General features: G+C 39.0%; 22 protein-coding genes and 1 pseudogene. 21 read left to right on the top strand and 2 right to left on the bottom strand.

Features of this window, described 5'->3' with window-relative positions; translation table 11 throughout:
- The first annotated feature begins 2 nt into the window (after positions 1 to 2).
- From IOC57_RS17445 to IOC57_RS17480, 8 genes are all read left to right on the top strand, one after another.
- Complete coding sequence (locus tag IOC57_RS17445; RefSeq protein ID WP_207439882.1) at positions 3 to 785, top strand: enoyl-CoA hydratase; 783 nt, start codon at positions 3 to 5, stop codon at positions 783 to 785.
- 23 nt (positions 786 to 808) lie between these two features.
- Positions 809 to 2338 carry an acyl-CoA carboxylase subunit beta gene (locus tag IOC57_RS17450; RefSeq protein ID WP_207439883.1) on the top strand — a complete coding sequence of 510 codons (1530 nt, stop codon included), beginning with the start codon at positions 809 to 811 and terminating at the stop codon, positions 2336 to 2338.
- Positions 2339 to 2528: 190 nt separating this feature from the next.
- Positions 2529 to 3293: an NUDIX domain-containing protein gene (locus IOC57_RS17455; protein WP_207439884.1), complete on the top strand. Its 765-nt coding sequence runs from the start codon at positions 2529 to 2531 to the stop codon at positions 3291 to 3293.
- Between the two features lie 15 nt (positions 3294 to 3308).
- Positions 3309 to 3860, top strand: coding sequence for a cysteine hydrolase family protein (locus IOC57_RS17460; protein WP_207439885.1), 552 nt, complete (start codon positions 3309 to 3311; stop codon positions 3858 to 3860).
- Between the two features lie 61 nt (positions 3861 to 3921).
- Positions 3922 to 5391 (top strand): nicotinate phosphoribosyltransferase, encoded by a 1470-nt coding sequence (locus tag IOC57_RS17465; protein ID WP_207439886.1) that lies wholly within the window; start codon positions 3922 to 3924, stop codon positions 5389 to 5391.
- A gap of 34 nt (positions 5392 to 5425) precedes the next feature.
- Entirely contained in the window at positions 5426 to 6256 is an 831-nt protein-coding gene (gene nadE, locus IOC57_RS17470; RefSeq protein ID WP_207439887.1) for an ammonia-dependent NAD(+) synthetase, read from the top strand.
- A gap of 316 nt (positions 6257 to 6572) precedes the next feature.
- Positions 6573 to 7187 carry a serine hydrolase domain-containing protein gene (locus IOC57_RS17475; RefSeq protein WP_396020854.1) on the top strand — a complete coding sequence of 205 codons (615 nt, stop codon included), beginning with the start codon at positions 6573 to 6575 and terminating at the stop codon, positions 7185 to 7187.
- Positions 7188 to 7466: 279 nt separating this feature from the next.
- Positions 7467 to 7760 (top strand): hypothetical protein, encoded by a 294-nt coding sequence (locus IOC57_RS17480; RefSeq protein WP_207439888.1) that lies wholly within the window; start codon positions 7467 to 7469, stop codon positions 7758 to 7760.
- 162 nt (positions 7761 to 7922) lie between these two features.
- Here the strand turns inward: IOC57_RS17480 and IOC57_RS17485 are convergent, their stop codons facing one another.
- Complete coding sequence (locus tag IOC57_RS17485; RefSeq protein ID WP_207439889.1) at positions 7923 to 8333, bottom strand: hypothetical protein; 411 nt, start codon at positions 8331 to 8333, stop codon at positions 7923 to 7925.
- Between the two features lie 388 nt (positions 8334 to 8721).
- Between IOC57_RS17485 and IOC57_RS17490 the strand changes: the two genes are divergently transcribed.
- The 5 genes from IOC57_RS17490 (at position 8722) to IOC57_RS17510 (ending at position 12428) form a co-directional block, all read left to right on the top strand.
- A complete protein-coding gene (locus IOC57_RS17490; protein WP_207439890.1) occupies positions 8722 to 8970 on the top strand; it encodes a hypothetical protein in 249 nt (82 codons plus the stop codon).
- 240 nt (positions 8971 to 9210) lie between these two features.
- A complete protein-coding gene (locus IOC57_RS17495; RefSeq protein ID WP_207439891.1) occupies positions 9211 to 9639 on the top strand; it encodes a YwqH-like family protein in 429 nt (142 codons plus the stop codon).
- A complete protein-coding gene (locus IOC57_RS17500; RefSeq protein ID WP_207439892.1) occupies positions 9639 to 9926 on the top strand; it encodes a YwqI/YxiC family protein in 288 nt (95 codons plus the stop codon). Before IOC57_RS17495 ends, IOC57_RS17500 begins: the two co-directional genes overlap by 1 nt.
- On the top strand, positions 9926 to 11908 hold the full coding sequence (locus IOC57_RS17505; RefSeq protein WP_207439893.1) for a ribonuclease YeeF family protein: 1983 nt from the start codon (positions 9926 to 9928) through the stop codon (positions 11906 to 11908). The genes IOC57_RS17500 and IOC57_RS17505 overlap by 1 nt, the downstream gene beginning before the upstream one ends.
- A 13-nt stretch (positions 11909 to 11921) precedes the next feature.
- A complete protein-coding gene (locus IOC57_RS17510; RefSeq protein WP_207439894.1) occupies positions 11922 to 12428 on the top strand; it encodes an Imm6 family immunity protein in 507 nt (168 codons plus the stop codon).
- Between the two features lie 395 nt (positions 12429 to 12823).
- Here IOC57_RS17510 and IOC57_RS17515 read toward each other — a convergent pair whose 3' ends face one another.
- Positions 12824 to 13738 (bottom strand): iron-hydroxamate ABC transporter substrate-binding protein, encoded by a 915-nt coding sequence (locus IOC57_RS17515; protein ID WP_207439895.1) that lies wholly within the window; start codon positions 13736 to 13738, stop codon positions 12824 to 12826.
- A 500-nt stretch (positions 13739 to 14238) separates the two neighbouring features.
- On the opposite strand from IOC57_RS17515, the pseudogene IOC57_RS25990 reads away from it, so the two are divergent.
- The 8 genes and pseudogenes from IOC57_RS25990 to IOC57_RS17545 form a co-directional block, all read left to right on the top strand.
- A pseudogene (locus IOC57_RS25990) lies at positions 14239 to 14388 on the top strand (sugar phosphate isomerase/epimerase); the annotation flags it as partial.
- Positions 14389 to 14754: 366 nt separating this feature from the next.
- Positions 14755 to 15045: a hypothetical protein gene (locus tag IOC57_RS25995; protein WP_286184966.1), complete on the top strand. Its 291-nt coding sequence runs from the start codon at positions 14755 to 14757 to the stop codon at positions 15043 to 15045.
- Positions 15045 to 15446: a helix-turn-helix transcriptional regulator gene (locus tag IOC57_RS26000; protein WP_286184967.1), complete on the top strand. Its 402-nt coding sequence runs from the start codon at positions 15045 to 15047 to the stop codon at positions 15444 to 15446. The genes IOC57_RS25995 and IOC57_RS26000 overlap by 1 nt, the downstream gene beginning before the upstream one ends.
- Positions 15447 to 15484: 38 nt before the next feature.
- A complete protein-coding gene (locus IOC57_RS17525; protein ID WP_207439896.1) occupies positions 15485 to 15631 on the top strand; it encodes a hypothetical protein in 147 nt (48 codons plus the stop codon).
- Between the two features lie 133 nt (positions 15632 to 15764).
- The gene (locus tag IOC57_RS17530; protein ID WP_207439897.1) at positions 15765 to 16154 is read left to right on the top strand and encodes a tautomerase family protein; all 390 of its coding nucleotides are present in this window, start codon (positions 15765 to 15767) and stop codon (positions 16152 to 16154) included.
- A gap of 1157 nt (positions 16155 to 17311) precedes the next feature.
- Positions 17312 to 17512 carry a hypothetical protein gene (locus IOC57_RS17535; RefSeq protein WP_207439898.1) on the top strand — a complete coding sequence of 67 codons (201 nt, stop codon included), beginning with the start codon at positions 17312 to 17314 and terminating at the stop codon, positions 17510 to 17512.
- Between the two features lie 173 nt (positions 17513 to 17685).
- The gene (locus IOC57_RS17540) at positions 17686 to 18657 is read left to right on the top strand and encodes a peptidoglycan-binding protein (RefSeq protein ID WP_207439899.1); all 972 of its coding nucleotides are present in this window, start codon (positions 17686 to 17688) and stop codon (positions 18655 to 18657) included.
- A gap of 711 nt (positions 18658 to 19368) precedes the next feature.
- Entirely contained in the window at positions 19369 to 20517 is a 1149-nt protein-coding gene (locus tag IOC57_RS17545) for an SPOR domain-containing protein (RefSeq protein WP_207439900.1), read from the top strand.
- Positions 20518 to 20633: the final 116 nt, after the last annotated feature.

Raw genomic sequence — 20633 nt, forward strand, 5'->3', positions numbered from 1 at the left:
TTATGACATCATTAGTTGAAATAAGCACGGAGGAAAATGGAATTGCCCTCGTGACTTTGAATCGGCCGGATGCTGCTAATGCTTTATCCACAGAATTGCTTCATTGTTTAACCGAAGGTCTGCATGAATTGAACAGAGATTCCAATTTACGAACAGTCATTATAACCGGGGCGGGTGAAAAAGCGTTTTGTGCAGGTGCGGATCTTAAGGAACGCGTAGGTATGAATGATGATAAAGTCAAGGAGACAGTCAAGTTGATTGGAGACACGATTACGGCTGTAGAAAACCTTCCAGTTCCGGTTATCGCCGCGATTAACGGTTCGGCTTTTGGCGGAGGCCTGGAGTTGGCACTCGCTTGTGATATACGAATCGCATCGGAAACGGCGAAGGTGGGACTGACAGAAACGTCATTAGGCATCATCCCAGGAGCGGGAGGTACTCAGCGCCTGCCGCGGATAGTCGGAATATCGACTGCGAAAGAACTGATTTATACGGCAAGAAGATTGGATGCAAAAACGGCACATGCCTTGAAAATCATCAGTCATGTATATTCATCTCAACATTTACTTGAGGAAGCGAAAAAATTGGCAGGGGAAATTGCGGTCAATGCCCCATTGGCACTCAGGGCTGCAAAAGCGGCGATTAATCATGGGGCTGAGACTAACTTGAAAAAAGGGTTGGAAATTGAAAAAGACTGTTATCAAACAACTTTAAAAACCCGGGACCGACTGGAAGGTCTGTCGGCATTCAAGGAAAAGCGCAAACCGGAATTTAAGGGCCAATGATTTCAATTGAAGGAGGAACAGGGATGGTAACGACGGATAAACTAACCGAAACGGTTGAAACGATTAAAAAAGGCGGTTTAGAAAAATATCATCAAAAAAACGCTGAAAAAGGAAAGCTTTTCGTACGTGAACGGCTAGAGCTGCTTTTCGATGAAGGGGTTGAAATAGAGGACGCATTCTTTGCTAATTGTGCCAGTGATGGTCTGCCTGCTGATGGCGTGGTTACAGGCATCGGAAAAATCAATGGTCAGAGGGTCTGTGTCATGGCCAATGATTCGACTGTAAAAGCTGGTTCCTGGGGAGCGAGGACCGTCGAGAAAATCATTCGCATTCAGGAAACAGCTGAAAAGTTACAGCTGCCCCTCCTTTATTTAGTCGATTCTGCCGGGGCACGAATTACGGATCAAGTAGAAATGTTTCCGGGACGCCGCGGTGCAGGACGCATCTTTTACAATCAAGTGAAGTTATCAGGAAAAGTCCCACAAATTTGTCTTTTGTTTGGCCCGTCTGCCGCAGGCGGAGCATATATCCCAGCTTTTTGTGATATTGTCGTAATGGTGGATGGCAATGCATCCATGTATTTAGGATCACCGAGAATGGCAGAGATGGTCATTGGCGAAAAGGTGAGCGAAGAGGAAATGGGCGGGGCGAAAATGCATTGTTCTGTATCAGGATGCGGGGATGTGCTTGTCAAGTCGGAAGAAGAATCGATCGCGTTTGCGCGCAGGTACTTAAGCTATTTTCCAGGAAATTATCAAGAAAGGCCAAAAGGCGTAAAACCTGAGCTGCCGGCGGATTTCGAAAAAACATTGGAAGAACTGATTCCTAAAAATCAGAATGCAGCCTTCAATATGTATGACCTGATCGATAGGATTATAGACAGGCAATCTTTTTGTGAAATCAAGAAGCTATTTGCACCTGAATTAATTACTGGGCTTGCAAGGCTAAATGGACAAACGATAGGGATCATAGCCAATCAGCCGCGTGTCAAGGGGGGCGTGCTTTTCCATGATTCAGCTGATAAAGCAGCCAAGTTCATCAATTTATGCGATGCTTTCCATATACCGCTGTTGTTTCTGGTGGATATTCCAGGATTCATGATTGGGACGAAGGTCGAACGGGCAGGGATCATTCGCCATGGTGCGAAAATGATTTCGGCCATGAGTGAAGCCACTGTTCCCAAGATTTCTGTCATTGTCCGTAAGGCGTATGGTGCTGGACTATACGCGATGGCTGGTCCGGCTTTTGAACCGGACTGCGTTCTTGCCTTACCGACGGCATTGATTGCGGTCATGGGGGCAGAAGCTGCGGTTAATGCCGTCTATGCTAATAAAATCAATGCAATGGAACCGGAAGAACGCCCCGCATTCATCGAACAGAAACGCAATGAATACAATGAAGACATTGATATCTACCGCTTAGCCTCCGAGATGATTGTTGATGGGATCATACAGCCAAATGACCTGCGTGATGAATTGAGCGCCCGGTTTGAAGCGTATGGAAGTAAGCAATTGTCATTTACTGATCGTAAACATGGGGTCTATCCCGTTTAAAGATCCAATAAACGAGCCCGGTCAACATGACCGGGCTATTTATCATGTATTAAAAAAATGATTTTTAAATAATTAGAAAATTTTTTTGATTTAGAGTTGCTAAATCACACAAGGAAGAGTACTATAATTAGTAATTAATGATTTACTAATTACTCAATTCCATACTTAGTGAAAGGAAGTGAGAGTTGCCATGGCTCAGCAGGAAAAAAAGAAATATATTTCTCCAGATGGATACACAGCAGATATTGCTATTTTTACCATTACTACAAAGAAAACGGCAGAGAAAGCCCCTCCTGAAATGTTTTTGAAGCTATTATTAATCAAACGTGCCACAAAAGATAAGGAAGGAAGCCCGAATGTTGAAGGGGATAAATGGGCTTTACCTGGAGGATTTGTCAATGCTGGCGAGACTGCGTATGAAGCTGCCAAAAGAGAATTGAAAGAAGAAACGGGCGTAGCCGGATTCCATGTCAAGCATTTCGGGGTTTATGACCGGCCAGGGCGCGATTCCAGGGGATGGATCATATCCAATGCTTTTTATGCAATTGTCCAGGAAGAGTTTCTTCATCAAAGAAAAGCGAATGACGATGCAGCCGAGGTTGAATTGTTCACGATCCAGGAAGCCTTACAATTAGATCTTGCATTTGATCATTATACTATTATTAAAGATGCGATGAATTTATTGAAAAAAGAAATGGTGCAAACGACGATAGCCCAAAAATTCCTGCCGGATGAATTTACACTTTCTGAACTGCAACGTGTTTTGCTTACAGCCAGAGATGATGCGAAAATCAGCGCAGACTCACTTTTTTATGCAAAAGCCCCGAAACTACCTTTTTTGGAGAAAGTCTTGGATGAAAAGGGTATGCAGAAAAAAACGAAACGTAACTCGTATCGGCCTTCACAGCTTTACCGGTTTAATGCAGAGGTTGTGATGGACTCTATTTACTATTAAGGGGGAATATGTGGTATGGGAAAAAGGGCATTGATCAATATAGATTATACGTACGACTTCGTGGCAGATGGGGGTTCATTGACCTGCGGGAAGCCAGGCCAGGATATCGAGAAGGCACTTGTCAGTATAACCAGGGATTTCATCAAACAAGGCGAATACACGGTATTTGCGATTGATTTACATGAAGAAGGAGACCGCTTACATCCTGAATCGAATTTGTTTCCACCGCATAATATTAGCGGTACAATGGGTAGAGACCTATACGGGGCGTTAAAAGAGGAGTATGAAACAAATAAAAATCAAAAGAATGTTCATTATATAGATAAAACACGTTATTCGGCATTTGCAGGAACGGACCTTGATATACGTCTAAGGGAACGTCACATTACCGATATATATTTAGTCGGGGTTTGTACAGATATCTGTATTTTGCATACGGCAATCGACGCTTATAATCTAGGCTATAAGATCTTTGTATATGAAAATGCAGTGGCCTCGTTCAATAATGCTGGTCACCATTGGGCACTTGGACATTTTAAAGGATCTCTTGGAGCAACCATTCTATAATATCCATTTAAGTAACAGAATAGAAGGGAAGCGAATGCTTCTTTTTTGGGAGGAACTATCCATGGAAAAAAAGTACAACGACGACAGTTACGCATTACACACTGATCTTTACCAAATCAATATGGCACAAACTTATTGGCAGGATAAAACACATAACCGAAAGGCAGTTTTCGAGATATTTTTCAGAAAGCTTCCATTTAACAGCGGTTATGCGATTTTTGCGGGACTAGAAAAAATTGTCCATTACCTTCAAAACTTTTCATTCTCGGAAAGTGATATCGACTATTTGAAAAATGATCTGCACTATGATGAAGAATTTTTGAACTATTTACAAAACATCCGTTTCACGGGAGCGATCCGCTGTATGAAAGAGGGGGAGCTTGTCTTCGGCAATGAACCGATATTGCGGGTGGAGGCACCGCTTGGTGAGGCCCAACTCATAGAAACTGCGTTGCTTAACATTGTGAATTATCACACACTCGTAGCAACAAAAGCTTCGCGCATCAAACAGGTCATCGGTGAAGAATCTGCCCTTGAATTCGGTTCAAGGCGGGCACAAGAAATGGATGCTGCAATTTGGGGTGCGAGAGCGGCCTATATTGCTGGCTTTGATTCCACTAGTAATGTACGTGCTGGAAAACTGTTCGGCATACCGGTTTCAGGAACACATGCACATTCCATGATCCAAGCTTATAAAGATGAATATACGGCTTTTCATAAATACGCTGTTTCCCATAAAGACTGTGTATTCTTGGTTGATACCTATGATACACTGCGTTCTGGCATCCCGAATGCAATCCGTGTTGCCAAGGAACTGGGCGATAAAATCAATTTCATTGGCGTCCGTCTTGACAGCGGTGATTTAGCTTATTTATCAAAAGAAGCACGGCGTATGCTTGATGCCGCAGGGTTCCATGATGCGAAAATTGTCGCTTCCAATGACTTGGATGAATATACGATCATCAATCTAAAACAACAAGGAGCAAGAATTGACATCTGGGGCATCGGAACCAAGTTGATTACGGCCTATGACCAGCCAGCGCTCGGTGCTGTTTATAAAATGGTTTCAATAGAGGGCGAAGATGGGAATATGAGAGATACCATCAAAATTTCTTCTAACCCTGAAAAGGTTACGACACCTGGATTAAAACGAGTATATCGAATCATCAATAAAGTGAACCATCATGCTGAAGGTGATTATTTGGCGATGGAATATGAGAAGCCGCAGGAACAGGAAAAATTAAAAATGTTTCACCCTGTCCATACCTTCCTAAGTAAATTCGTCACAGATTTCGATGCAGTTGATCTGCATGTGGATATTTTCAAGAATGGAAGTTTGATTTATGAATTGCCGACCATAGTTGAAATCAAGGCCTTCACGCAAAAAAATCTCCAAGTATTATGGCCGGAGTACCTTCGTGCACTTAATCCTGAAGAATACCCGGTAGATCTAAGCCAGGATTGTTGGGATAATAAAATGAGGAATATAGATGAAGTTAAAGCCAATGTAGAAAGAATGCTAACAAAATGACCAATCTATTTTATTAGAAAGCGGGGCTATGCCAATGCGTCCATTACAAAAAGAAATCGTAAAAAATTTACTTGTCCAACCAACGATCGATCCTGAAGTCGAATTCAGGAAAAGTGTTGATCTATTAAAAGGGTACATGAAGAAAAATACGTTTCTGAAAAGCTTTGTACTTGGAATATCTGGAGGTCAAGATTCAACACTGGCGGGGTATATTGCCCAAACTGCTGTCAATGAATTGAATGAAGAAAAAAATGGCACTGACTATAAGTTTGTTGCTGTAAGCTTGCCATATGGAGTACAGGCTGATGAAGAGGACAGGCAGCTGGCTTTAAAATTCATCAAGCCAAGCCAAACGGTTACTGTCAACATCAAGGAAGCGGTAGATGCATCAGTTAAAGCTGTGGAAGATGCAGTTTCTGAAAAGCTATCGAATTTCTTAAGGGGAAATGTCAAAGCACGTGAGCGAATGAAGGTACAATATGATTTAGCCGGACTTTATAAAGGCGTCGTGCTTGGTACGGACCATGCAGCTGAAGCGATCACAGGATTCTTTACGAAACATGGTGACGGTGCAGCGGATATCATTCCATTATTCCGCTTAAATAAAAGGCAAGGAAAAGAAATCCTGAATTTCGTCGGTGCTCCTGAGCGTCTTTATACGAAAATACCAACGGCTGATTTAGAAGATGACAAACCGTTACTTCCTGATGAAGTGGCTTTAGGTGTTAGCTATGATGAAATCGATGATTACCTTGAAGGCAAGGAAATCAGAACGGAAGCTGCCGAAATCATCGAAGGATGGTATACCAAAACCGAACATAAACGCAATGAAGCCATTAACGTTTATGATACTTGGTGGAAATAAAAGAAAGAGTGAAATCTAATAAAAGTTATCCCGCATCACATAAGATGCGGGTTCTTTTGCAAGACCATGATGAACACCATAGGTAATGAAAATTTTACCGGCAAAGGGGAAAACTGAATGTCGACTCTACATATGGATCTATCCAGGATTATTGAAGAAACAAGCAAGGAAATTGAATTCTCGGGTGTAATCGGTGTGAAAGCGTAGATGACCAGATCCATAGCTCAGCACATGGCTATTTCAACCGAGCGGATGAAATCATGAATACGACCGAAACAAGGGTCGGCATTGCTTCTGGATGTAACAGTTTACAGCGATTGCCATTTGCCAGTTCATACAAAAAGGGAAACTTACGTTGGATTCTAAGCTTAAAGACTGTCTTTCGATCGTGTTTCCTGATTTCCATCAAAATGTAACCATCCATCACCTCTTAACACACACTTCGGACATTCCTGATTACTTTGATGAAGAAGTGATGAATGATTTCGAACAGATTTGGCAGAAAAAACCAATGTGCCATATGGAAAATTCAAAAGATTTCCTGCCAATGTTTCAAGATGAAGTGATAATGTTCGAACCCGGGGAAAGATTTCATTACAATAATGTCGGCTATATTTTATTAGGGTTGATTGTTGAGGAATTAACCGGAAATAAATTTTCTGAATATATCGTCAATAATATCTTTCGGCCTTGTGAAATGAAAGATTCCGGTTATTTTTCCATGGACCAGCTTCCTGAAAATACTGCATTAGGTTACATAGACGAAGAAAATGGAGCATGGAGAACAAATGTTTATTTCCTTCTCATAAAAGGCGGTGCAGACGGAGGGGCGTATATACCACATCTACTTCAAATGAAAGCATGGGTCCATACGATATTACTTGCGCGATTGAGAAATAATTGTAAACAAATGGAACCTTTCCGGTCGTGAAGGGTTTTGTTTATAGCATCCAATTGCTTGATTGTTTCCAGAACTTCTGGATTTTCAGTGGAAGAAACGTCACCTGTATCTTTATACAAGATCGCGGAGTTAATGACACGGCGCAGCAATGATCCATTTAGTATTGGGAAGCTCTTTAAAGAGGTAGATTTCTTTAGGTTTCAAGGCTTTTTCAAACAAAGAATTTGTATATTTAGATATCTTGAAGTAGAGTATATTTAATATACATTATTTTAACCGGTATTTTCCGATGGAGGTTCTTTTTACTTTATGAAGGCAAGATATGAACTCACGAACATGAATTTAACAGTAAGCAATGTGACTTTACGTAATGCTGCGGATAGCTATGTTCTCTTGAAAGCTGCAGATGATCAAAATAATGAAATCACCATCAAGCTTTCCCACGAACAAGCGGATTTTCTGGAAGCGGAATTAAGGGAAGTAAATCGCCGTCGCAGGGAAAATAGTCCTGATATTTCTGGTAATGACCAGGAACGTATTAATGACGACGATTCTTTTAATCTGTTTAGCATTGATTTATTCAATGAAAGTGAACCGAAGTAATGATAGTTTATGCTAATTTACCCCGAATCAAATTTGCTTCTCTGTAACCTTCCTTCCCATTTAAGTTGATGCTACAGAGAGTATATCATTCCGCCAATACGAAATCCGAATTTCTAGTTATTGAATGGCCATTAGGAATGTCATAAGCAAGGTGACCTATCGTTACCTTTTTTTTGATTGCTTAAAAAAATTCTTCACTAAAAGGAATATGGATGATAGTACAGCAAAAACCATGAAAAATACGATGAACCCCCATAGGCCTATCGCCGCATCTTGAAACTCCATATTTCCTCTGCTGGTAAGGGCTTGCTGTATTTCAATGGCAAATACTAAAACTACCATGACTGTAAAGGTATATAGGAAAGATAGTATCGTTATCCCAAAACGCATCCGGGAAATTAAATTCGATAAAAATAACACGAACAAAAATATGATGATACCGATGATTCCCATTATCCAAAAATGCAGATCTTTGTCTGTTGCATTTGAATTTAATGTGTCACTCACAAAGAATAGGATGAAATCGTGAAGATTATTGACGATTTCAGCCAATATCTGGATGATTTCTTTCATTTTTCACACCTCCATTCCTTAGATTATAGCAGGTTATAAATCTATATAGAAGGGGGGAAGGTCCCTGGGGTTGCCTGACTGACCTTCAGTGGAAGTGATATGAAATTATAGACATGATAAGAGAAGTATATTCCGGGAAACGTAAAAACATAAGTGAATGAATTGAAAAGTCAGGATATGCAACATCAGTTATACATGGTTATAGTTCATAAAATGGTGAAAAGGTCAGCAAAATACATAGAAAAATAAATTATAAAAGTTTTGTGGAAAATAGGTGTACCTATTTCCAATGTTTTAATGCCTTTAGCGATCTTAGTTAGGGTTGTTTTGATTGAATGCTAGTAAAAATTATCCTTACTTAATGCTTTAATGGTGGGAGGGAAAAAGAATGAACGATGCACATAATCATGTATTAACGGTAATTGATTTTATGAAAACCGGACATAAAACTTGCTTTGTGAAAGTAATCGGTTTTGATGCTGAATCAGGACAGGATTTTGAAGGCGAAGTGAAGTTTGTCGGTGATTTGCCTTTTGGAGATTTGATACATCCCGAACGGACACAATTATCTTCTACATGCAGGAAATTTGTTCGGGATGATTTGTTGCACAGACACGGTTTAGGGCAGTTTGAATGAAGTGGGGGCAATTTTTATAGAAAACCCAATGAGATGACACTCTACTTACTTGTTTAAAATTGGTAAAATGACGGGTATAAAGAATATGGTAGGTAGGAACTTTTTTATGCCAATCTTCTCTTTCAACTGACAAAATAGCATATTTATCCCTATTTAACTCTCGGACTTTAATCCTTATAATGTTAAATAAGAAAAATATGACAGTTAATGTAGAATTATACTGTTTCTGAGGTGAGTTTCATGATTTATGCAGATATTTTAAGTAATATACACTCTGCTATCTCCAGTAAAAAAGCTGATTTACATGTGAAAATTGAACGTTTAGAAAATGCGAAGAACGATATTATTAAAGAGCAGAGCATGTGCCTGAACGAGATTAGGAAAATTAAAGACCCTGAGCTAGGAGGCAGCTGGACAGGGAAGCGCTCAGATCAATTTCAGGAAGCCCGTCATGATGCCTACAATGTGATGTTTAGTATCATTCATGACGATTATGACGATTACCAATGGAAAATCGAGGCAATGATTACAAAGCTGAATGCCGAGAATACGCTTCTGAGCATAGCAGGGAATATAGCCCAAGAAGCCGACTCCCTTTTGAGCAAAGGGGAAGAGGCATTTGAACAGCTGGATGGTAAAATATCAGATTTAAAAAGGCGGTTGTTTTAATGACGACAATCAAACTGAATCATCCTGCCGTTACGAAACAAGTCGATCAGGTGAAGACGGCACTTGGTACAGTCACGCTTGGAAATTTGCCAGCAGGCGAGCTTTGCAACAATAAATTGGAATTCACTTCGAAATGGATCGATCGGGAAACGAACCTGGAGAAGGTCTTCGAGCAATATATCAAAATCGTCCAGAAAAATGTCGAAGATACCCGCGCCAACATTGACTTATTAAAAGAACAGGATGAAGCGATCGTCCATACGTCTTCATATGGATATCAACCGTGATGAAAATATATGAAGCCGAGACATTGACGACCGCAACCAAGTTGCGAGCCAAGCAATATGAAGAACTTAATAAGGAATTCGCAGCCCTGAAAAAGGAATTTCAGGGCATCGTTGGCCTGGATAACGAGTTTCAAGGAGCTGGTGCTACCGCCATCAAAAGCTTCTATGAAGCACAAATCGAGGTAGCGGACGCCTGGATGGAGCTATTCACGACGCAAATCAGTTTTTTGGAAGGCATTCCAGCCAATTTGGAAGAAGCGGACCTATCCGGAAATACGGTGGTCGAGGTTCCCTTTTTAGATGGCGAAGTGTCGGCAGGCATTAGCCAAGCGAAGTCGCTTGTCGATGAACAAGCGCGCGATCTCCAAAGGATCCTGAACAGCATTGACGATATCCTGCCACTTGATATGTTCGATCAAAAAGACTTTAATGAAAAAATCACGCTGGCCGGACAGAGGCTGGATGACACCGTGACAAAGGTCGAGAATGTCGACCGGCAATTGGTCGAGGAGTATGATGTGTCCGTCGGGCAGGAAAACGTGGCCGTTGGCCTCTTCCGCGCCTTGCTTGATGCCACCAAACAGGACGGTAGCGTTTCGCCGATGACGTTCAACCAGTCCGCATTCAAGAATAGTGACGTCTATCAAGTGAAGGATGAAGTCGCCGGTCAGATGAAAGACTATCAAACCTTCAAAAAGCAACAAGCCGAAGCCAGGAAAATCGAACGAGAAATGGAAGAACTCGAAAACCGACCATGGTATGAAAAAGCCTGGGATACGACAAAAACCTTTACAGGGGAATTCACGGGATATTATGATTCAATCAGGGCCTCAACGGGAGTGGATCCAGTAACGGGCCGCAAGCTATCCGATGCCGAACGAATCGCCGCCGGCGCCATGGCAGCTGCTGGATTCATCCCCGTCGTCGGGTGGGCAGGCCGGGCCATCAAAGGCGGGAGCGCGCTATACAAAACGGCAAAAGGACTCAACGCAGCGAACCAAGCGCTCGATGCCTATAAAACGACAAAAGGCTTTAGCCTCCTCCAGAAAACTGAATACGGGATATACGGACTCCTTGCTGCCAACGGCCTCGGTGAAGCGGTCACCGGCAAAGATATGTTCGGCAACGAGCTCACCGAGGAACAGCGCCAGAACGGGCTGCTGATGGCACTTGGAATCGGCGGTGTGGCAGGTGCGGCGAAGGTCGCTGATAAAGTAGCGAGTGGGACAAAGTTCATCCCGTACAGCAAGGAATTTGCACGAAAGCAGGTTCAGAAAGCAAAAGCATTCGGCCGGCAAATCGGCAATGTGGAAATACCTCTTCGTATCAGGGGCGAACAATTAGCGACGGCGTATGGAAACAACTACAAGCATGTCACTTTTGATAAAACGATGATTAAGGATATCGTACAGAAGTTTTCGCTGAAGAGTGATGGTGGTAAGGGTTTAAATGGAACGGGAAGTAAATCGGGTATTAACATTGGAAAAGAGGATTTGGAAACTCTTAGAAAAAAACTAGGTGTTCCTGAAACTCAAACAATTGCTATTGGAAAAACAGATGTAAAAGGTTTAGAAGGTAAAATATTTGAGGGTGGCTCACCTAAAGTTAGAAAAGAAGCAGGTTTACCTGATTTAGATATAGTAATGCCCAATAGGCCAATTAAGTCTCCTTCTTCCCATCCTTTATCTACGAGACATGCTGAGGAAGGTGTAATTAATGAATTCATTTTGGAGGTTGAAAAAAGAGGATTGAAGGCAGAAGAAGTTACCGGTACATTAAATTTACATCAATCTAATCCAAAAGGTGCCTGTACAACTTGTATACAAGGAATTATTAATCCAAATGTTAAACCAGGAATATTTATGCAACTAAGTAAAAGGTACCCTGAGTTAACGATAAAGTTATCTTCTGAGACAGTTGAGGGAGTTAAACCTGCTGGGAAATTATCCTTTATTTTGAAAAATGGAGTTTTGATCGAATAAGGAGGAAAAGTTTGTGATAGAAAAAATTAATGAAATGAACTCTGATTTACAGGTAGCATTTCTTTTAACTTTGTCTGAAAAAGTTATTGGCATGCTTTCGAACTCTTCTGGGTATAAAGATGCAGTAGAAGCAATTGACTTATGCTGGAGTTGGGTTGAAAACAAAAACATTTCTGGAGATACTATCTATCAATTTTTAGATAATGCTGATGAAACAGGTCTTTTCATTCTAATGCAATTTGAGGAGAACGAATTAAAGATGAAAGCTTGGAACTGCATTATTGATGCAATCGCTTTTGCTGATTGGAAAGCTTACATTGAGCAAGGGGAAAAATATTTACCTGCTCCAATAGAATCAGTGGATGAAGAGCTATTTCATCATTTCGTAAATAATTTCTTAGAAATTAACCATGGAAAGGATGGAATGATCTATCGCTTAATTGATATTTTACAAGATAATTATTCAAATAATAAAATTGATGCAAATATAAGAAAACAAATTTTTTCTAGCATTGAATAAGCAGTTATACAAAGGGCTGTTCAGCTTTTTCCATTTAAGTTCTTGTTTTACACGAGCTAATAAAACAACAAAGTAGGTTTTGTGAATTGTTGGAGGATGGGCCAATTATGAGAATTTATCCAATGCAGCTGATCACAAAAGAAGGATTTTTTGATAAGAGTATTTTAGAAGATACCTGAAGAAAGAATAATGAAGGACAAGAAAAGCTTGTTCTTTTATATGACCTAACGCAAAAGTTAAGGTCTTTTCATTGTTGATATGGACATCAGCTAGATTTAGATTTAATACCTGATTGCCTTTTAGGACAACAGGTGCTTTTGTTTTTATGAGAAGAAATTCAAGTATAAAACATATTAAAGAAGGAATTCTCAATTATAGAATTCCTTCTTTGCATATTATTTGTTAAGAAATGATTTTTCGAAAAATTCCAGAAGGTGCTCCAGAGTGATTGGATCACTATAGGTAGATGCTTTACTATTTATTTCAAATATACGATCGTTCTTAACGGCAGGTATATTTTTCCACGTATCGGTTTCCAAAAATGAATTAACGACATCCGGGTTTTTACTAAAGATAATATAATCTCCAGTATACTCGGGAAGCACTTCCGATGAGAGGACATAAATGCCAGGTTTAAGTGCCTTTTCTTTTACTTTTTCAGGCATTTTCAAATCCATTGCTTGGTACAATATTTCTGTTCCACGTGCATAATTATTTCCAAATACATAAAATTCTTTAGCATCATTTTCAATTACAGAAACGGTTGCATCTTCACCAATTTTTGCACGTATCTCTTTTCCTGCTGATTCGGCACGCGTTTTGAAATCATTAACCCATTCTTCTGCTTCCTTTTCTTTATTTAAGAGTTTTCCGATTTCAATTTGCTGCGATAAATAATCTAATTTCCCCCAAGTGAATACTGCAGTTGGAGCAATTTCATTCAGCTTTCCAATATTTTTCATCTCGGATCCCGCTATGATTAGGTCCGGTTCCAGTTCAATGATTTTCTCGAGGTTATCTTCTGATACGACTTCCACTCCCTTTAGTCTTTCTTGAAAAAGTGGATTCATATTAGTCCATTGGTCTATCCCAACGATATTACCTTCTAAAGCCAATACATTAGGCCCATTAGAAAGAGCAATTATTCTTTTTGGGTTTTTAGGAATCTCAATAGGGCCAGTTTCTGATTGATATGTAACTGTTTCTTTTTTAGCCTTGGATGCATCATTTTCGTTCACTGTCTCTTTGTTCCCACAAGCACTAAGAATAAGTACGAACAAGAGTAGGAAGGGTATGAATAGCTTTTTCATGCGGATTTTCTCCTTATTAATTATAGAGTAGGTTAAAAACATATCAAAAAAGTAATTAATTAGTAATGATATTTATTTTCAATGACTACATCAACATATTAATAGGAATGATAATCATTGTCAATAACTTTCGCCAGATTGCTAAACTCTGTGAGCTAAACTGTCACACTTACTTGGAGAAACATAGTTAAGGCTGGCAATTCATGACGGACAGGACAAGGGTACTGGTAAAAAAATAAAGAAGGAAAAAACGATGAATCGGTAGTTGGTCTAAATGTGGCGAAGTAGGAAAGCGAAGGTAAGGTCAGAATTTTTTAGATAGATCAGAACCGTTTTCAATAAGGCATACTTGAGAATTATTAGATCAATTTATAGGTTATAGGGCTTATAAGGAATCATTAAGAGTTTTAAGTGTTCAGCCATAAAAAAATGTCTTTAAAGTATAAAAAAAACTGTCCTTATAAAGCAAATGCGATCACTAAATATTGTCTTATTAGGAAATGCGTGATGTTATTCGTGAAATGGGGGTTGGTATGGTTGAAATGACGACTGGTGGATGGTCTCCAGCGTCTCATTTGAGATTGGATGAACTATTGGAAAGTCAAAATAAAAGACTTGAGTTTTTAATCGCATTAGAAAAACGCAACATTAAATATCGAATGAACACCGCGAGAAGACCTCCTCTTATTTTTAATTTTAGAGGAATATTATAGTTGGAGTAGAGGACAAACAATCTTATACATAAATAAATCCTTTTTCAACTTAAAACTGGGTTCTTTTTTTGAATCTAAATGAATATATAGCGGAAAAAATGGCTTTATATCAATATGTTCATCGTTTAGCTTCATTTTATGTTCATTATTGGGGGGAGCGTGCCAATTCATTATGATAATCTTCTTCATAAACATTTCTTTTTTGATGTGTGTTTTGTAATGGATGAGGAAGGGGAGTATATAGATGATGATTGTATTTATCCGCTATAAAAAAACACCATTTTTTTTTCAAAACCAGATGTATTGCACCAAATAAAAAGTGAAAGCGGACTATCGTTCCTCTATGTTGCGTTTGAATTGATCGAATTGGAATCAAGTGACGAATGGTTAAAAAGTATGGAGGAAACTAAGCAATGTCCTGAAGTGATTATGAATATAAAGGAAGATAAGGATATGATGGCTGCACTAATTTGGAAATCCCTGCTTATCCAAGCGACAAAGACCGAACAAGCTTTCTTCGAAGAAATGCTAAAAAAATTGGGCTTATTCCCTTATTCTTTCGTTAGTGCAAACTTTTGTTTCCCATTCACATAATGATAATCAACTTACCTGTCCTTAAAACGGCTTCTTCACTTTTTAATATAGTGAAATTGTATATTAAGGATAAACGAACACAGCCTTTAAAACTTACGGATGCAGCAAGTCATTTGCATATATCCGGTCGGCACTTGTCTCGAATATTTGACTTGAAATCAAGTGTAAGTTACTCGGAGTTTGTTCAAAATGAGAGAATACAGGGAGCGGCGACCTTACTCAAAATAACAGATTTATCCATTGAAGATATCTCGGAAGAAACCGGCTATAAAAATATTCACTATTTTACTCGTGTTTTTACTTCTGCAATGGGTTCTTCGCCTGGACGTTTTCGCACTCTCTATATAGACTTGAAAGCAACTACCTATACAGAGGGGCAAGTGCAAAAACAATTACTATAGGATAGAACCATAATTCTAATAAAGGAAAATTAACAGGAATGTTTCACCTTGTAAATGGCCAAGTGATAGCAGATGCTGGAATTGTCCGTGCAATGGAACCAAAAGATGTTATAAGAGGGATCCTTTTAAAGGATACACGGGTATACACATTAAATAGTAATGCGTGTGAAATCAGTGTTGTTTGATTTCTAGTTTAAAAAAATGTCTGACATAGGATTAAAAAGAAACGTATAGAGTAGATAAAAGTTCTCACTCTTAATTAATTCTATTTATGCAAGCACCAGCGTAATCAAATATTAACTTTGGAGGGTATTTATAATGCCATTAATCAGATTTGATTTAATCGAAGGCCGAGATAAGAAATCTTTGAGAAATCTATTGGATGCTGCTCACCGGGCAGTTGTTAAAGCTTTTGATGTACCAGAAAAGGATCGATATCAAATTGTTCATCAACACCCTGCCCATGAATTAATAATAGAAGATACAGGGTTAGGTTTTGAGAGAAGTAAGAACTTAGTAGTAATAAGTGTAACTAGTAAGCAAAGAAGGGAAGATCAGAAGCAATATTTTTATAAGGTTTTGGTTCAAGAGTTGGGAGAAAATTGTGGAATAGAACCAAATGATATTATGGTTTCAATTGTTACCAATGGGGATGCTGATTGGAGTTTTGGACTAGGCGAAGCCCAATTTTTAAATGGGAAATTATAAATGGGGTACTCTCCCCTCTGACGAAGAGTATTCAAATACCCCTAATGATTGGTACAAATAACTGAAGAGAAGAGGCTGGGACATAACTAAATAAACCATCATCAAAGACGGATCATTCTACGTTATTCTACCTATTAAATATCATGCTGCTTTCGTATATGTTGTTTTTATTCATCCATTCAAGCTGTAAGAACAAGTTCGTTCCATTACACTAGATTTTTAAAAATAGGATGCAAAAAGCAACAAAATCTATGGAAAAGAACCAAGAAAGACTCGATCTATTAGCCGGAATTCCGCTTATGGTTCGGGTTTATCGTTGACTAAAATACTTATGTCCCAGCTCTTACCACTTTGTACAAGCTGACATAACAATTTTCAGGTAACATGTCAAAATGGCTTCCAAAGTATAGTTTATTATTTGGTGATATGATCTTCGCATTGGAAAAAAAGAATTCAGGGATCATTGCTGAAGCTAACATGGAAGCTTGGCCAAATAAGCATGTATATAAAGATGCGAAAATCGTTATTCCTCGCCATAAACTTGGGACGATTTCAGTTTGCTTCCACATACATCGGAAATTGTCCAGAGTCAGGTAAAATGAATTAATTGGCATGTCACTTCTAAACTTTTAGCAACTTGTCCACACCATCCATCAGTCCATGCATATACAATAGTAAGGAGGGTGTTAGGATGAAGCTGAATTGTTGTTATGAAGAAAAATGTTTTGAGAACAATGACCCAAGTACAGTATGGTTTCCTGGAAAGCGTTGTAAATGCAAATGCAAATGCAAAAAAAACAAGCGCAGTTTTTATTAATCACTAATGGAGTGAAGCAACTGTAAAAAAAGTTGTTCCATAAGGCAGTCCTAGTGGCTGCCTTTTTTAATTGGTCATTCAGTTGCAGATTAGAGTGGGATATATGATAATGGGTGAATTTAACTTCTCCCTTTTCTGACTCAAATCCTTCAATATTGTTTTACCCTATCTTTATGAAATTTTCTGATGACTATTGGGAGCTATTAACATGTTGCTAGCTTCAGGTACTTTGCACAAAAAAATTACAATATTGCGCAATTTAAATAATAAATTGATATCGGACGACTACTTTGTTTTTCCTGTATAATAATACTGTATTTTACATTTAGGGGGGATATTTATGGACCAAGCCAGCAGCTTAATAGGGCTTTTTGCAATCATACCGATTTTGTTTTATCTGGGACTTATTGGTATAAGTGTTTATTTCATAATTAAGATAATTAAATTCATCAATGCAAAGACAAGATTAGATCAAGAAAGAAATGAAAAGCTGGATGAATTGATAAGAGTCATTGGTAAAGGTAAAGAAAATGAAAATTAGCATTTTTAAAATAACAAAAGCACGATCCTTAATGGGATTGTGCTTTTGTTATTTTACCAGAATTATATGAATGATGAACCCTTACTAGGTCCACATAAAAGGGCGTTTTCTTTGTAACGTCAAGGTAGATGTACAAGCATTTCCTAATAAGTACCATAACATATAAGGAGGTGATGAAATTGACAGTTAAATTAGAAACTTTATTGGATCGTTCGGAAAAGAATATGGGCAGCGGAATTCATCCAGTTGTAAAAGAATCCGCATTGGAAATGGTTAAACGGGCATATCAAGAAGGCATTTTTGTCCAAATCAGCGCAGGTTATCGGTCTATGGAAGAGCAAGCAAAGTTATATGGTCAAGGTCGCCTAGGTTATATCTACGATGGTAAAAACTATAGTGATTTATCGAAACCGAGAGTGACCAACGCGATGCCAGGTCAATCTTACCATAACTATGGACTAGCCATTGATTATTTCATAGTAAGTGATGACGGAAAGAATGCCATATGGACAGTTGATGCAAAATGGAAACGGGTAGCGGCTATAGGTAAATCCTTGGGCTTTGCATGGGGAGGGGATTGGTCAAGCTTAAAAGATTATCCTCACTTGGATATGACGGGCGGACTAACTTATTCTCAGTTAAGAGCGGGAACAAAGCCTAGACTGATATCAAAAGTGAATGGAACCACCCCGCCAGCAACACAAGTCGAATCGGATGCCATTGTAAAAAATACGCCGCCTGCAAAGGACAGCGGCAATCAGACTATCAAGTCCATTCAAAGGACATTAAATAGCCGGTATAATGTAAAAATAGATGTTGACGGTTATTATGGTCCTAATACAAAAAAAGCCTTGATAAAGGGTTTTCAAACCGAATTGAATAAACAATATGGTGCAAAGGTTAATGTTGATGGAATATGGGGACCCCAAACAAAAGCGGCTTCACCTAATGTTAGGGAAGGGGCGAAAGGGAACATCACCTATATCCTTCAAGCTGCACTTTATTTGGAAGGGCAAAATCCACATGGCATAGATGGTATCTTTGGAAGCGGAACGGAAATAGCGGTGAAGGCATTTCAAAGGGCCAAGGGATTACCTGCAGATGGTATTGCAGGTGAAAATACCTTTGCAAAATTATTTGGATGATATATGCATTGGAATAGAACTATAATGCCTAAATGCAATTGGTTTAGCAAAAAAGCCCTAAAAAAAGAGGGCTTTTTTTAGATGGATGAAAGATGATTTTTAAAATAGCCGTTTTTTTTTAGAATTAAATATCCCAATCGTTTAAGAATCGAAGGATAAGAAAAGTAAGAATACATAGCGGGACAAGAAATGTAACCGCATTTACGAAATGAAAGCACTTTAAGGCGGAATGCTTAATTCCTCTGATTTTAATTACTAAATAGAAGAATGATAAAGTTGCGATAAATGGGCATAACAAGCCAAAATCAGTTAAAATCCTCGAAAATGGGTAATTCATGACACTAAGTCCAACGGGGGAAAGAAGCAAGGCAGATTACATTGATAATCGACAAAATGGCAGGTATCAACAACAAGTTCTTATTTACTGTCTCCATAAATTTCACCTCCAAAGTGATAATCCCACCTGATATCGTATAATATCCACTGATTAAGTAGTAAAGCAAGGTAAGGCTTTGTTTAAGATTGATTTACTCAGTACAAAGAGAAAATATCCAAAATTCAGTCCTTTCACAAATATGAATTGTAATATTTATCGAGTATTTATGTTTATTTTTGTTCACTTTAAATTGACTGAAATATATTAGTATTTTAAATTACTATTTCATTTAGGCAATAAAGTTAAAGGATGACATAAGTTTATTGGAGGAAAAAATGAGAAAAATATGGAAAAATCCAATTTTGCTTATCGTCTCTATTAGTCTAGCATCTGTGATGATTGTAAATGTCATTCCAGAAACTCAAGTTCAAGTAGAATTGAATGTTCAATCACAAGTGCAGATGAAAAATCATGTGCTTCCGTTGGGGACGTCTAATTTGCATGAGAAAAGAACTTCTATGAATCCAGCACCAGGAGTGAGGAATACCAAAATCAATCGTGCTGAAATATCTTCTAAAGACTTTTATACAGTGGATGTGGCATTTGTAGAAACACAGAAGCAGGCAAAGAAATTGTGGGGGAATTTAAAGAAGGATGGTTTCAAAATTGCTCGTATCATTAAAGAACCGGATCGGGCTTTGGATGACCGGGAAAAAGGTCCACTTGGATACATTATTCGCATCGGCCAATATCAGCTGGAAACGGATGCAACCGAAATGAGAAACAAGTTATCTGAAAAGGGACATCCGAGTCTACGGACTGTGTATAAGGGGAAAGACGGAGAGAAAACAACAGGACTAAACGTCCTTGAAGTAGATAAGGATCGATTTCAAGGGGATATGGTGCCTGAATTAGCAAATGATGCAGTGACAGGGGAAAAAGCATTGACCCAATTGGCAAACAGAAATGATGCCCTTGCAGGAATTAATGCTGGATACTTTATTGTAGGAGAAAAGGATGGAACACCAGGCGATCTTGCTGGTATATTCGACAGTAATGGTCAACTTGCCAGTGAGGCGATTAATGGCCGTTCAGCTCTGTGTTTGTCTTCTGTTGAAGAGAAGGCAAACATTGCAGCTCTTTCCACGTCCATTCAGGCTACTTCATCTGATGGCATGGTTAGGGGATTGGATGGATTAAGTCGGAAACCAGGATTAATCCGCAATTGTGGTGGTTTTGGGGGAGATATGACAACAGAACGGCCGAAACAAGATTTTACTTGTAAGGATGAAAGTGAGCTTATCCAATATACGTACGTATTTGGAAGAAAGCCAGAATCGTGCGACGGTGTGGAAGTGGTATTAAATCATGCCGGAGAAGTGACGGAAATTCTTAACCATCGTGGAGGCGTCATTCCAAGCAGTGGTTTTGTTCTTGCGGGAACGGGGGAAGCAGCAGAGTTTGCCTTCCGAATCGCAAAATAGCGCAATCCAGGTAACCTTCCAACTGGTAGGACTCTAGAGCACTTTGGAAACGTAACCATGCCACAATATGAAAAATTACTTTCCACCTCTGTTGCTTAAAACGTTAGTCATGTTTT

This window comes from Bacillus sp. SD075 (genome assembly GCF_017355165.1).
Taxonomy (GTDB): Bacteria; Bacillota; Bacilli; order Bacillales; family DSM-1321; genus Peribacillus.